The organism is Daejeonella sp. (assembly GCF_036405355.1).
Lineage (GTDB): Bacteria > Bacteroidota > Bacteroidia > Sphingobacteriales > Sphingobacteriaceae > Daejeonella.
Map to the genome: position 1 here is coordinate 47,006 of NZ_DASWXT010000146.1, position 14,228 is coordinate 61,233.

Annotated in this window: 16 protein-coding genes; 5 read left to right on the plus strand and 11 right to left on the minus strand. The window is 38.4% G+C overall.

The window, feature by feature from the left end; genetic code table 11:
* Positions 1-143: 143 nt before the first annotated feature.
* The gene (locus VGE44_RS18270) at positions 144-554 is read left to right on the plus strand and encodes a BrxA/BrxB family bacilliredoxin (protein ID WP_331081871.1); all 411 of its coding nucleotides are present in this window, start codon (positions 144-146) and stop codon (positions 552-554) included.
* A gap of 60 nt (positions 555-614) precedes the next feature.
* Here VGE44_RS18270 and cdaA read toward each other — a convergent pair whose 3' ends face one another.
* Positions 615-1,406, minus strand: coding sequence for a diadenylate cyclase CdaA (gene cdaA / locus VGE44_RS18275; protein WP_324485797.1), 792 nt, complete (start codon positions 1,404-1,406; stop codon positions 615-617).
* An 84-nt stretch (positions 1,407-1,490) separates the two neighbouring features.
* On the minus strand, positions 1,491-2,354 hold the full coding sequence (gene folP, locus VGE44_RS18280) for a dihydropteroate synthase (protein ID WP_331081874.1): 864 nt from the start codon (positions 2,352-2,354) through the stop codon (positions 1,491-1,493).
* Between the two features lie 54 nt (positions 2,355-2,408).
* On the opposite strand from folP, the gene VGE44_RS18285 reads away from it, so the two are divergent.
* The 3 genes from VGE44_RS18285 (at position 2,409) to VGE44_RS18295 (ending at position 4,866) form a co-directional block, all read left to right on the plus strand.
* Positions 2,409-2,948, plus strand: coding sequence for a DUF1599 domain-containing protein (locus VGE44_RS18285; RefSeq protein ID WP_331081876.1), 540 nt, complete (start codon positions 2,409-2,411; stop codon positions 2,946-2,948).
* A gap of 69 nt (positions 2,949-3,017) precedes the next feature.
* Positions 3,018-4,172, plus strand: coding sequence for a BT_3928 family protein (locus VGE44_RS18290; protein ID WP_331081878.1), 1,155 nt, complete (start codon positions 3,018-3,020; stop codon positions 4,170-4,172).
* Positions 4,173-4,362: 190 nt separating this feature from the next.
* Positions 4,363-4,866 carry a shikimate kinase gene (locus VGE44_RS18295; RefSeq protein WP_331081880.1) on the plus strand — a complete coding sequence of 168 codons (504 nt, stop codon included), beginning with the start codon at positions 4,363-4,365 and terminating at the stop codon, positions 4,864-4,866.
* A gap of 9 nt (positions 4,867-4,875) precedes the next feature.
* On the opposite strand, the gene VGE44_RS18300 is transcribed toward VGE44_RS18295, so the two are convergent.
* The 9 genes from VGE44_RS18300 to kbl form a co-directional block, all read right to left on the minus strand.
* Positions 4,876-5,385: a phosphoribosyltransferase family protein gene (locus tag VGE44_RS18300; RefSeq protein WP_331081883.1), complete on the minus strand. Its 510-nt coding sequence runs from the start codon at positions 5,383-5,385 to the stop codon at positions 4,876-4,878.
* An 89-nt stretch (positions 5,386-5,474) separates the two neighbouring features.
* The gene (locus VGE44_RS18305; RefSeq protein ID WP_331081885.1) at positions 5,475-5,873 is read right to left on the minus strand and encodes a hypothetical protein; all 399 of its coding nucleotides are present in this window, start codon (positions 5,871-5,873) and stop codon (positions 5,475-5,477) included.
* 47 nt (positions 5,874-5,920) lie between these two features.
* Positions 5,921-7,330, minus strand: coding sequence for a 23S rRNA (uracil(1939)-C(5))-methyltransferase RlmD (gene rlmD, locus VGE44_RS18310; protein ID WP_331081887.1), 1,410 nt, complete (start codon positions 7,328-7,330; stop codon positions 5,921-5,923).
* A gap of 316 nt (positions 7,331-7,646) precedes the next feature.
* Entirely contained in the window at positions 7,647-8,222 is a 576-nt protein-coding gene (locus tag VGE44_RS18315; protein ID WP_305366587.1) for a TetR/AcrR family transcriptional regulator, read from the minus strand.
* A gap of 1 nt (position 8,223) precedes the next feature.
* Positions 8,224-8,640: a hypothetical protein gene (locus VGE44_RS18320; protein WP_331081890.1), complete on the minus strand. Its 417-nt coding sequence runs from the start codon at positions 8,638-8,640 to the stop codon at positions 8,224-8,226.
* Positions 8,640-9,674 (minus strand): phenylalanine--tRNA ligase subunit alpha, encoded by a 1,035-nt coding sequence (gene pheS, locus VGE44_RS18325; RefSeq protein WP_331081892.1) that lies wholly within the window; start codon positions 9,672-9,674, stop codon positions 8,640-8,642. The genes VGE44_RS18320 and pheS overlap by 1 nt, the downstream gene beginning before the upstream one ends.
* On the minus strand, positions 9,638-10,093 hold the full coding sequence (locus tag VGE44_RS18330; RefSeq protein ID WP_331081894.1) for a PIN domain-containing protein: 456 nt from the start codon (positions 10,091-10,093) through the stop codon (positions 9,638-9,640). Before VGE44_RS18330 ends, pheS begins: the two co-directional genes overlap by 37 nt.
* Complete coding sequence (locus VGE44_RS18335) at positions 10,083-10,352, minus strand: DUF6364 family protein (protein WP_331081896.1); 270 nt, start codon at positions 10,350-10,352, stop codon at positions 10,083-10,085. Before VGE44_RS18335 ends, VGE44_RS18330 begins: the two co-directional genes overlap by 11 nt.
* 46 nt (positions 10,353-10,398) lie before the next feature.
* Positions 10,399-11,586 (minus strand): glycine C-acetyltransferase, encoded by a 1,188-nt coding sequence (gene kbl / locus VGE44_RS18340; protein ID WP_331081898.1) that lies wholly within the window; start codon positions 11,584-11,586, stop codon positions 10,399-10,401.
* Positions 11,587-11,728: 142 nt separating this feature from the next.
* Here kbl and VGE44_RS18345 point away from each other — a divergent pair, with 142 nt between their 5' ends.
* Positions 11,729-14,182, plus strand: coding sequence for a DUF5686 and carboxypeptidase regulatory-like domain-containing protein (locus VGE44_RS18345; RefSeq protein WP_331081900.1), 2,454 nt, complete (start codon positions 11,729-11,731; stop codon positions 14,180-14,182).
* Positions 14,183-14,228 lie beyond the last annotated feature (46 nt).

The following is a 14,228-nucleotide window of genomic DNA, read 5'->3' on the forward strand; positions in this document are numbered from 1 at the left end:
GTTTGTTTACTTATAACCTACAACTTATAACTTACAACTCCCTTAGTAATCTAAACGTCAAACGATTTCAAATTTCATCATATCATTTGTAAATACTTAACTTTGTGTATAATTCAATTTTTACTGATTAATTTAATTAAGATATGTATCCAGAATATTTAGTTGCTCCAATGCGTCAGGAACTTGTAAATGCAGGTTTTCAGGATCTGAGAACTGCTGAGGAAGTTGAACAAGCCATAAAATCAGACGGGACGGTATTGGTCATGGTGAATTCTGTTTGTGGTTGTGCGGCTGCTAATGCACGTCCTGCTGCCAGGATTTCAGTACAGCATGAAAAACACCCGGATAAATTTGTAACCGTTTTTGCAGGAATGGAAAAAGATGCTGTTGATACGGCCAGGGCATTTATGTTGCCTTACCCCCCTTCTTCCCCTGCAATTGCATTATTTAAGGACGGTAAACTAGTTCATATGATTGAGCGGCACCAGATTGAAGGACGTCCGGCACAGATGATTGCGGATAATCTTCAACAGGCATTTGATCACTATTGCTGATCAGAGTAAAGTTCTCTATTAAATCCTGCACTAAATGCGGGATTTTTTTTGTCTGAATTTTTAATAATCCTTATTCAGAAGCTTATCCAGTTCCGAAAAACTTAAATTCATTCTGACCCGCCCTTGCTTGGCATAGGAAATTTCCCCGGTTTCTTCAGATACGATTATTGCAACTGCATCACTCATTTCAGTAATCCCTATTCCTGCCCTGTGCCTAAGTCCGAATTGTGGTGGCAGCTTATCGTTTTCTGTAAGAGGTAAGATACTGCTGGCGCATTTGATGCGGTTTTCAGAGATAATTACTGCTCCATCATGTAGCGGACTCGTTTTCTGGAATATGCTTTCCAGTAGTCGCCTGGAAACTTTTGCTTCAATAATTTCTCCGCTATTCTGGTAAAATTGTTCATCAAAGTATTTAGCAAATACAATTAAAGCACCTGTCCGGCTCTTTTGAAGACTTTTGCAGGCATCAATGATCGGTTTGATGCGGATCGAATTATTTTTAACAATCTCTTTCCTGCCAAAAAGAAAGGACCACCAGGCCTTGTTTTTCTGCAATGATGCATTTCGTCCTATGAGCAGGAGGAAACGCCTGATCTCCTGCTGGAATACCACAATCAAAGCGATAAAGCCTACGCTTACAAATGCTCCCAGTAATTCAGTTAGTAGTCGCATTTGTGCCTGCTTTACCAGAATGTATGCAGCATAAATGATCACCAGTCCGAGCAATATATTCAGCGCAATTGTTCCCCTGATCAGGTTGTATATGTAATAAATAATAAGTGCAACCAGTACAATATCCAGGAGATCCAGAAAGCGAAGATTAAGGAAACTAAAGTCAAATCCTTCCATTCTATAAATGTAAATAATAATTGCGATTTGGTTGGATACTTGGTGTAGAGTATAGAGAAATCGGTATGAATTTAAATTTCCTGATTATTGATGATAATTTAGTTGGTTAACAATTTTAACGGCTTCAGTGGCTGCTTGAACATCGTGAACGCGGAGTATATTTGCTCCTTTTATCAGTGCGATTGTATTAGCTGCGGTTGTGCCATTCAGGGCATGTTCAGCATCGGTCTCCAGCAGTTTATAGATCATCGATTTACGTGAAAGTGCTGCAAGAACCGGATGCCCGGTCGATTTTAATTGTTCCAGATTAGCCAGAAGTTCATAATTCTGCTCCAGGTTTTTTGCAAAACCAAAACCCGGATCAACAATCAGATCATTGACTCCCAAATTCCTTAATTTTTGGATTCTGGAGGCAAAGTATTGACAGACTTCTGTTGTAATATCTTCATAATCATTCTGTGATGACATCGTTTGAGGAGTCCCTTTCATGTGCATCATAATGTATGGTACACCAAGCTTTGCGATGGTTTGAAACATCTCCTTATCCATCGATCCTGCTGAAATATCATTGATAATTGCAGCACCTTCATTCACCGCTATTTTGGCAATTCCGGATCTGAAGGTATCAATTGAAAGTATGGCATCCGGGAATTTACTAACAATAGCCCTTAAAACAGGTATCAAACGCTCTGATTCTGTTTCTTCAGAGATATGCTCTGCACCTGGCCGGGATGAATATGCCCCAATATCTATCAGGTCTGCTCCTTCCGACAAGATTTGTTCAGTTTTTTTAAGCGCATTAATGAGATTGTTATTTCTGCCTCCGTCGTAAAATGAATCTGGTGTGAGATTCAGGATACCCATTATTTGGGGTTTTGAAAGATCGAGGAGTGTTCCCCGAACATTTAACGTTGATTTTTGCTGAAAAACTGTATTTTTACCCGCCATGTATTGGCAAAATACCGATTAATTCATGGTTCTAACAAATAAAAAATTAAGGCTTTGATTAATAAAACTTCAGCAGAATACGATAATGTCATCAAAGTTTGCAGAGAACTTTTTCTAAAGAAAAGTAGCGATTATGGGACTGCCTGGCGTATTCTCAGGATATCATCCATAACTGACCAGATTTTTATCAAGGCTCAGCGAATCCGGACTCTTGAAGAAAAGAAGGTCTCGAAAGTGGGCGAGGATATTACTTCAGAGTATATTGGGATAGTTAATTATTGTATCATTGCGATGATGCAGATGGATCTCGAAAACGATGATAGAACGGAACTTCCTCTTGATGAAGTTGAGATGTATTTTGATAAAAGGGTAAATGAGACTAAAGAACTTATGTTTGCCAAGAACCATGATTACGGCGAGGCATGGCGGGATATGCGAATCAGTTCATTGACTGATCTTATATTAATGAAAATCCTCAGAGTAAAGCAGATTGAGGATAATGCCGGACAGACACTGGCTTCGGAGGGTGTCAGGGCAAATTACCAGGATATGCTCAATTATTCAGTCTTTGCATTGATCAAACTCGGGCTTTAAGAAACCGGTTCCGACAGGGCGGATTAAATTTCGGTCCTCCCTGATTTATATACCTTGATTTTTAGTTTAATGAAGAAGGCCTTATTAAATTTGCTGAGAGCAATTGTTGGATTACTCTTTATCTTTTCAGGACTGATCAAAGCGAATGATCCGCTTGGCTTTGGCTATAAGCTACAGGAGTATTTTGAAGTTTTTCACATCGCCTTTCTGAATGATTATGCAACAGTATTTGCAATTTTGCTTTGTACCATTGAAATTGTTCTCGGGGCACTGCTGCTGCTTGGCATCCGTTCCCGAAATGTCGCTTCAGGCTTATTGTTAACTATCATTTTCTTTACCTTTCTTACCTTCTATTCGGCTTTTTTTGAGGTGGTTACGTCCTGTGGTTGTTTTGGGGATGCTATTCCACTGACTCCATGGCAGTCTTTCTCAAAGGATATAGTTTTGCTGATTATGATTCTGTATATCTATAATAAGCGAACTGAGATCATGCCTTTGATCAGCAGTGAAAGGGCTCAAAATTGGATATTGGGATTCATTGTACTGATATCCCTCGGATTTGGCTTGTATACCTATAACTTTCTGCCAATTCTTGATTTTCTGCCGTATAAAATTGGGAATAATATCCCTTCATTAATGATCATGCCTCCGGGAGCGCCACAGGATGTATATCAGATTACCTATACTTTAAAGAATAAGATTACTGGCGAGACAAAATCCTTAACTGATAAGGAATATCTGAGTACAGGAATCTGGAAGGATAAGAATTGGGAAATTACCGGAGATCCTGAAAGTAAACTGATTAGTAAAGGCTTTGAAGTTAAAATCAAAGATCTGAAAATTACGGATAGTCAGGGGACTGATTACAATACTGAGATTCTCGAGAATCCATATTATAATCTGGTGATTGTGGCTTATGATCTTTCTAAAACCGATTTGATTGGGATTGGCAATCTGAATGCAATTGCGATCAACGCGGCAGAAAACTTCAATATCCGGACTGTTTTTCTAACTTCAAATTCAGCTCAGGACGCAGAGGCATTCAGCAAGAAAAATAAACTGGTGATGGAGATTTTCTATGCGGATGCAATTCCCCTGAAAAGTATGGTGAGGGCAAATCCTGGGGTCTTATTATTGAAAAATGGGACAGTTATCAATAAATGGCATTTTCGTAATCTGCCATCCTATGATGAATTGTCGAAGGGATATTTTAGTGTGGAATAGGGAATAGGAAAAGGGAAATAGGAAATTGGAAATTGGAAATGGGGAACAGGAAATAGTGAAAAAGGAAATGTAACAGCGTTTAGTTCCATTCCCTATTCCCCAAAACAATACATAGTCTAATAATCAATAGCTCAATGCAATAGCAGATGTTATTCACTCTGTGGTCAAATATTTAAGGAGAAAGAATTTTATGAAGGTATTCCTGATTGGATTTATGGGAAGTGGAAAGACAACCATTGGAAAAAAACTAGCTAGTTATTTAAAATATGAATTCATCGATCTCGATAAGTTAATTGAAACTAAGGCAGGAATGAGTATTGTCAGTTATTTCGAACTGCACGGTGAAGTCGCATTTCGTGAGCTGGAGCGCGATATTTTGCAAAAAACCGAATTTCCTGAAAATGTTATCATCGCTACAGGCGGCGGAGCACCCTGCTTTGGGGATAATATGGAATGGATGAACAATAACGGATTGGTAGCTTATCTTTCCTTATCGCCAAAGGCTTTGGCAAGTCGCCTGGAGCATTCAAAAACCGATCGCCCCCTGATCCGCCACCTGAAGGGAAATGAGCTGATTGATTTTATAAGCAGCAAACTTAAGGAGCGTGAAGTGTTCTATAATCAGGCTAAATATGTGGTCAGTGCGAGTGACCTGACGGCCGAGCGTTTATCTTTTTATTTGAATTTGGGGTGAAGCGTTGCCTTAACTCAAATAAACCGCATCATCCTTCGATTTATCATCCATAACCACCTCAATATGCTCTTTGACGAGTGTAGACATTTCCAGGCCGGTAAAATCAGAGGAAATTGGAAAATTACGGTGGCTTCGGTCAATCAGCACCAGTGTTCTTAATTTTTTTAGAGGAATGTCAATGAATACTCCAAGTCCGTATGCAAGGGTCCTGCCGCTGTTAAGTACATCATCTACCAGAATAACAACCTTATTCTTCACTGCATTGATATCAATATCCGAACTGGCCTGCAGGTGGGAACTGTCTTTATCTATATCGATCTTCATCAGGGTAACTTTGATCTCTGAAATAGCTTCAATGACTTTTTTCAGGCGTTTGGCGATAATATAACCCTGATCTATAATTCCAGCAAGAACGACTTCCTTTTCATTCAGGTTATCTTCCAGAATCTGATAAGCCATTCGATCGATCTTCTGCTTAATCTGTGTTTTATTGAGTATGAGTAATTTTTTAACAGCCATCTTGTTCTCAAATTTCGATTCAAATTACATATTCCTGTGCAAACCTTGCTATTTATTCCTTCAATTTATTTAAGAAGTAAATGCGGATTCTACTGATAAGGGAAGAAAATAAAATTAGCTCCTTCAGGAACAATTACAAATACACACATGAACTTGTATGGATCTTTATATTGTTTGATGAACTTTTCTTTCTTATCGGGTTGAACAAGTCCTTTTTCAGAAAATTCTTCAATTGTGGAGGCATGAATGCTCCATCCGGTATTCAGTTCATTTCTGTCCAGAATGGGTTCGCCTAATTTTACTTCATGCTGATGAGCCACAAAAATCGGAAATTCTGAAATGCCTTCCACCATTATTTCAATGGCTACTTCTTTCACCGACTCGCTATAAAACTTTAGATCAGTTTCAAGACTCTTCAGCGGACTTTCCTTGGCTTTATTATTCCCTTCTGTATTTTCTTCAGGATTTAGCAGGTCTTTGATTTCCATTGCAATCTAATTTAAAATGCCAGGCAGAATATGCTCCGGGTTATGATCTATCCTTTAATTGTAAGCAGCACCACATTTTCAACGTGCTGGGTATGCGGAAACATATCCACTGGTTTGATTCTGCCTACTTCATATTTTGCTTTGAGCAGTTCAATATCCCTTGCCTGAGTTGCTGCATTACAGCTTACATAAACTATTTTTTCAGCTTCCATTTCCAGCAATCGCTTCACAACATCAGGATGCATACCAGCGCGGGGTGGATCGGTGATTACTACATCGGGTTTACCATGGGTGCTGATAAAATCCTCATTAAGGATATCCTTCATATCACCGGCAAAAAAGCTGGTATTTTTAATTTCGTTAATTTCGGAGTTGATTTTTGCATCTTCAATCGCGGTAGGGACATATTCAATCCCAACAACATTTTTAACATTCCCTGCAATGAAATTGGCGATTGTGCCCGCACCGGTATATAGATCGTAAACAAGTTCATCACCTTTAAAGTTGGCGAAATCACGTGCTATTTTGTAAAGTTCAAAAGCCTGAGCAGAGTTGGTCTGGTAAAATGATTTCGGACCGATTTTGAATTTTAATCCGTCCATATTCTCAAAAATATGATCTGCTCCGGCGTAAATATGAATCTCCTGGTCGAATATTGTATCGTTCTTCTTATGATTGACGATGTACAGTAAAGAGTTGATGCTTTTGAACTGAGAAGCTATGAATTTCATCATACCCTCAATCTGTTCTTCATCTGCATAGGCAAACACAACAATCACCATTAATTCACCGGTGCTTGAGGTACGAATGATCAGGTTTCTAAGCGCGCCCTCATGATTTTTCAGGTTGTAAAATGAAATTCCTGCCTTAAGTGCATACTCCCTTACTTTGTTTCTGATCTCATTGGATGGATCAGCCTGCAGATAACAATGATCTATATCAAGGATCTTGTCAAACCTGCCGGGAATGTGATAACCCAGCGCATTCATTTCCATGGTTTCAGCGTTACGCATATCTCCATCGGTCAGCCAGCGTTTATCAGAAAATGTATACTCCAGTTTATTTCTGTAATAGCGCGACTCGGCAGAGCCCAGAATAGGCTCCATATCAGATACATCTACTTTGCCCAACCTTTGCAATGCATCGCTCACACTCTTTTGTTTGAATTGTAATTGCGCCTCATAAGTGAGATGTTGCCATTTACAGCCGCCACATACGCCAAAATGCTCGCAAAAAGGCTCGGTGCGATGTTCAGAAGGCTTTACAAGATTTTGAATCTTTCCCTCGTAGAATTTTTTCTTTCTTCGTAATAACTCAACATCTACAATGTCGCCTGGAACAGCTTTATCAATGAAGATAACCAGATCATCTGATTTACCCACACCCTTACCCTCTTCGGCAATGTCGATTACCTGTATATTCTGCAAAAATTTTTTGTCGGCCGGAATTTTTTTCATGAGCGGCAAAATTAAAGATTTTTATCTAAGGAAAGGGCTGGCGAAATATATTGACACAGGATTTACCGGAACCATGCTTTTAGCAGGTTCAAAACAGACAGATTAGCTTTATGAAAACAATATCCTGTAATAAATCAGGCCTTAAAATTCAAAAAGTTCATCAATTAAATCGGATAATATTAAAATTTCGCGGCTCATGGATGATAATTGGTTTTTGACATCAGCAAAATATTAAAATTTATACCAAAAACCAAATTGGTATAGTAGTTTAATATTAAATTTACTTTAAATCTACAATGCCAGGTGGAACCGCGACTTATTTGACTGCAGCCTTAACTAAATAGGGGAGAATTTCTTTCTGGAAGGATATAAAGTTTTTGCGAACATCAGAATCGCTGACTGAGGTGAAAGCAAATGAGAATACGATACTTTTACTTGCTTTGATCAAAAAGCGAAGGCGTTCTATATAATCATCAGCTTTAAAGAGTTGTGTTTGATTGAAAGATTGGATAAGCAGATTCTCAAGATCATCAGATAAAGTTTTCAGAAATTCCTGTGAATTGGCCGACTCACGTATAAATTCCCATCCAATAAATTCATTACATACAGTATATGATAAGCGGCTGGTTTTAAGGATGATCATACTCAGATAAGCTTCCTCATCAAGCTCTTCTGATGAATTATGAATGATTTCGTGAACACTTTGCTGAATATATTCCATCAGGATAGCCTGAAGCAGTAATTCCTTGCTTTCAAAATACTTGTAAATAGTTGCTTTGGCAATCTTGGCACGTTTGGCAATCTCATTTACACTGGTTTTATGGTAGCCATATTTTCGGAATAAATCCTGGGCTGCTTTTTTTATACTTTCCTTAATCTTATCGACTTCCATATCAGTTCAATACCGAGATTTCAAAATTACTAATAATTACTTTATATTCCTTAAGAGGTCTCTTAGCCGGGGCTTTCACGGGTGAACCATCAAATAATGAAAATTTTGCACCACTACATGGATCTGTAGCCGTCAGGTTTGGATCATCCGGTACTACCGCACATCTGTTTTGAGGATTCACAGAACTGCAACGATCAAATGCTACATAAGCATTGTCTGCCCGACGGTAAATAATCAATCCGGCAACCCCTGTATTATCCATCTTGTTGACCAGCAGCAAACCATTTTTGTTTTTAATATTAAACTCCTGGATGGTGATTCTATAATTTACATAGGCTTCAGGAATCCGGTCTAAGCCATCCTTTGTGCAGGAAAGCAAAGAAAGTGAAATGAGCACTATTAAAATTCCTGTTCTCATCAAATCATTTCTGATTGAAATTGCTTTAAAAAGCGGATGTCATTTTCTGAAAATAACCTGAGATCTTTGATCTGATACTTCAGATTGGTGATTCTTTCAATCCCCATACCAAAAGCATAACCTGTATATTTTTTGCTATCGATGTTGCAGTTCTCCAGAACATTCGGGTCGACCATGCCGCAGCCCAGGATTTCCACCCAGCCACTGTATTTACAAAACTGGCAGCCAACACCTTTGCAAATAGTACAGGAAATATCCATTTCCGCCGAAGGTTCTGTAAAAGGGAAATAACTTGGTCTGAACCGCACTTTTGTGCCTTCGCCAAATAACTCCTGAACAAAATGAAATAAGGTTTGTTTCAGGTCGGCAAAAGAAACATTCTCATCAATATACAGTCCTTCAACCTGATGGAAAAAGCAATGTGCCCTTGCTGAAATGGCCTCATTACGGTAAACTCTGCCAGGCATAATAGCGCGGAATGGCGGTTTTCCGGCTTCCATCATTCTTACCTGTACAGATGAGGTATGGGTACGAAGTGCAATATCCCCCTTTTCTCCTCCTTTTTTAATAAAGAAAGTATCCTGCATATCCCTTGCAGGGTGTTCTTCAGGGAAATTAAGTGCCGAGAAATTATGCCAGTCGTCTTCAATCTCCGGACCTTCAGCTACATTGAATCCCAGTTTTTTGAAAATCTCAATTATTTCTTTTCTAACCAGAGATAAGGGGTGGCGCGCACCAAGTTCGAATCCTTCTCCCGGAAGAGTAAGGTCAAGCTCAGAATCAGCACTTTTCTCAACAGTCTCTAAACTTTCTTTAAGTATCTGATATTTGGCTTCAGCCATTTGCTTGAATTCATTCAGAACCTTGCCCATAACCCGTTTATCTTCCGGGGAGACTGTTTTAAATTCCTCGAAAAGGTCTTTTAAAATGCCTTTTGTACCCAGAAAACGAATTCTGAATGATTCAAGTTCATCATTGTTTTTTGGTTGAAATGAGTTTATTTCTGATGTGTATTGGGACAATTTTTCTTGCATTGTAATTTACTGTTTAAAAAATGTTCTGCTGTTAAAACAGGTATTTTAGAATGTTTATAATCCTTTAGATTACGGGTTAATATTTTTGTGCAATGATTTTTTTTTGCAATGTGGTATTGAATTGCATCTTCAAAATCATCAAATACATTTGTTAAACCATATTTAACATCATCCAACTCCATTGGCAGCACATGAATATATTTTAAGAGTATCGATAAACACTCATTTGCAGAATTCTTGTCCTGCTGCTTTGAAATTATATAATATAAATTCGCTGTGACTAATGCAGAGGTATATAAACTAAAATTTTCTCTTAAGCCAATATCAAATAACTTTGTAGCAAATATTGAGTAGGGCCTCCGGTCAAAAAACAAATCCAATAAAATATCTGAATCAATAAAAAGTTTCTCAGAGGCCATGTTTCTCTTTTAGATACTCAAGCTTCATTTGCTTTAACTGTTTTTTTGAGAGATCAGGACCTTTCAATATTCCTCTTAATTTTTCTATTTCTTTAGGTATATTAAGATCCGGGTCATCCTTTAAATTATCACTCTCAATTGAATTTTCTAAAAAATCCTGAATCAATTTGGATAAGCTTATATGTCTCTTTTTTGCATATTGTTTAGCACGATACACAACTTCAGGTTCCATGCTGAGCGTTAATTTTGTATTAGCCATACCCTTTTGTTTATACGTACAAATATACAAAAAAATATACGTGGTATTATATCGTCCCCAGTTTCTTGCCAATCTTTATAAACGCAGCAATGGCCTTGTTAAGGTGTTCTCTAGTATGTGCAGCAGATAACTGTACTCTTATGCGTGCTTTATCTTTTGGCACTACCGGAAAATAAAAACCGATTACATAAATTCCTTCTTTTAGCAATTCTGCAGCAAAATCCTGTGAAAGTTTTGCATCATATAACATGATCGGTACAATTGGATGTGTTCCCGGTTTGATATCAAAACCTGCCGCGGTCATTTTTTCACGGAAGTACAATGTGTTTTCTTCCAGTTTATCACGTAATTCAGTGCTTTTCTCAAGTAAATCCAAAACTGCAATTGAAGCCCCAACAATTGAAGGCGCCAGAGTGTTTGAAAATAAATAAGGTCTTGAGCGTTGCCTAAGGAGATTAATCACCTCTTTAGGTCCTGAAGTAAATCCTCCTGATGCTCCACCCAATGCTTTTCCCAGAGTTCCGGTAATGATATCTACACGACCCATCACACCATGATGTTCATGTGTTCCGCGGCCGGTTTTACCCAAGAAACCAGATGAATGGCATTCATCGATCATTACAAGTGCATTGTAATGATCGGCCAGGTCACAGATTTTATCCAGTTGGGCAATTGTGCCGTCCATAGAGAAAGATCCATCACTTACAATGATTCGGTGGCGTAAATGTTGAGTTTCTTTTAATTTTTCCTCAAGATCTGCCATGTCATCATGATTATAGCGGAAGCGTTGCGCTTTACACAAACGAACTCCGTCAATAATTGATGCATGATTTAATGCATCAGAAATAATGGCATCCTGCTCATCAAATAAGGGCTCAAATACACCCCCATTTGCATCAAACGCTGCTGCATATAAAATGGTATCTTCTGTCCCCAGAAATTTAGAAATTTTTTCTTCCAGTTCTTTGTGAATGTCCTGTGTTCCACAAATGAATCGGACTGAAGCCATTCCGAAACCATGGGTGTCGAGTGCTTTTTTGGCGGCTTCAATCACTTCAGGATGAGATGCCAGTCCGAGGTAGTTGTTCGCGCAGAAATTGATTACCTCCTGTCCGCCCTGAATTTTAATATCAGCACCCTGTGGGGTAATAATTATACGTTCACGTTTATAAAGACCGGCTTTTTCAATTCCCTCTAGTTCTTTCTGTAATACCGGTTGAAGCGTTTTATACATAATTGGTCAGTTTGAGAGTGTAAAATTACAAATTCTGCAGACTTTCATGTTCCTCCTTTAAAAACTAGTCTATGTTAAAGTCAAATTTGTGGCATAATTAAACGCCTATTCATATTATTGCCATCTTTGCAAGAAAATATACATGCGATCACTTTTCGTATTTCTGTTGTTTGTATTAGTTTCTCAGGGCTTATATGCCCAGAAGTTTATTCTAAAAGGCAAAATAACTGATCCTAAGGGACTTCCAGTACCCTTTGCCAGTGTTTATGAAATGAACACCACAACAGGAACCTCTGCAAACAGTGAGGGAGAATATCAGCTGAAATTAAATCCGGGAAAGCATACGATAATATTTAAGGCTATTGGCTTTAGCCAGGAGTCCCGGGAGCTTGACTTGCAATCAGATCAGTTTATTTCTGTCATATTAACCGGGGCGATTTATGAACTCAAAGATGTTGTAGTGCGTGCTTTTTCAGAAGACCCTGCTTATGAGGTAATCAGGAATGCAATCAGAGAGAGAAACTATTATTTAAATGAGACCGACGAATACACTGCAGAAGTGTACATCAAGGGAATGCAGAAATTGCTCGGGGCGCCAAAGAAATTTCTGGGAAGAAATATCGATGATCTGGGAAAGCAAATCGGACTAGATTCAAACCGTAAAGGAATCCTTTATTTGTCTGAATCTGAATCAAAGTTGAGTTATATGCAGCCTGGAAAGTACAGAGAGGTGATGATCTCCTCAAAGGTTTCGGGTAGTAATCGTGCTTTCAGCTTTAACCGTGCATCGGATATGGGAATCAATTTTTATCAGAATCTTTTGGAGATGGAGGGACTGAGCGCACGCCCCTTTGTTTCGCCCATTGCTGATAATGCATTATTTTATTACAGATACAGATTGCTGGGTACCAGCATAGAGAATGGTCAAATGATCAATAAGATCGAACTGATACCCAAACGCTCGGCAGATCCGGTTTTCAGAGGGGTAGTCTATATTCTTGAAGATAGCTGGAGAATACACAGCGCTGATCTTTACCTGACCAGGGAGGCAAATATTCAATTTGTTGATACCCTGAATATAAGACAGGAGTTTATTCCTGTAAATGCTAAAACCTGGATGCCCTCTTCAGTTCGCTTCGATTTTTCCGGAGGTTTTTTGGGCTTTAAATTTGGAGGCTATTACATCGCACTTTACAACAACTATGACCTGAATCCCGAACTAAATCCTAAAGATTTCAGAGAGGTTTTAAATATTAGCCACGAAGTAAATAAGAAAGATACCGCTTATTGGAAGCAGGCGAGGCCAATTCCATTGACAACTGAAGAACAAATTGACTATGTAAAAAAAGAGGCTTTGGCAACGAGGCGAGAGTCTAAAGTATATCTTGATTCACTGGATAAGGCTAACAACAAATTAAAACCATTAAATTTTCTGATCGGTACTGGTTATAATCCGCGGAACAGATTTAAGAAGGAGTATTATCAATTCGGATCAATGATCAATTCTCTTTTTTACAATACAGTAGAAGGTTTTGGAATAAATTATAGGGTATCATATTCAAAGCAGATTGACTCTCTGACTAACAAATTTCTGCGTTATACCGGAAAGGTTCGCTATGGACTGTCCAGCGAGAAATTTTATACAAGTTTTTCTGCTTCTATTCCACTGGAGAGTGGCAGGTTTATGTTCAATACCGGATCAGATGTTTTGGACCTGAGCGATCAGGAGAGTATTAATCAGTTGGGGAATTCGATCAACTCATTATATTATGAGCGCAATTTGCTCAAGCTCTATGAATCAAGGTTTTTAAATCTATCCTATTTAAAGCCATTTGGGAGTGTACAAACCAGTTTAAGCGTCGAATATTCAAACCGGAGACCACTTCAAAATAAATCAGATTATACAATCAGGGATTTGACAAGAAGGGAATTTACTTCGAATAACCCTTTCGTTCCGGGCTCAGATTTGCCAATGTTTCCTGAAAATCAGGGATTTAAAATTAAGCTTAGGACCAGTTATGCGTTTAGCAATGATTATGCTACTTACCCTTCAGGTAAATTTTACAGACCATCAAAATATCCGTTACTAGGTTTAAATTATGAAAAGGGGATAAAGGGATTTTTGGGGTCGGATGTGGATTATTCACGGATCTCGCTCGATCTTACAAAGACCGATATAAAGTTAGGCCTGTTGGGTCATTCAGCCTTCTGGCTGGGAGCAGGTAAGTTTTTAAATAATAGAAATTTATATTATACTGATTATAAACATTTTGTGGGTACACAAACCCTTGGATATATCCCGAGGGTGAATAGTTTTTTATATCTTGATTATTATAATTTCAGCACAGCTGATCAATATTTGGAAGGACATTTTGAGCATAACTTTTCAGGCTTTCTGTTCAATAAACTGCCGCTTTTAAGGAAAGTAAAATTGAATGAGCTTGCTGGTTTTAATTACCTGGGAACACCAGCTACCAACTCTTATTCAGAATTCTATTTGGGTATTAAATATCTGAATTTCCGTGCCTTGTATGGCTGGTCTTATTTAAATGGAAAGAAAGCAGACTTTGGATTCCGCATAGCCACCGGCCTATAGATTTTATTCTGATTTGCTTGCCTGGATTCTACTTGCAGAATTTGTT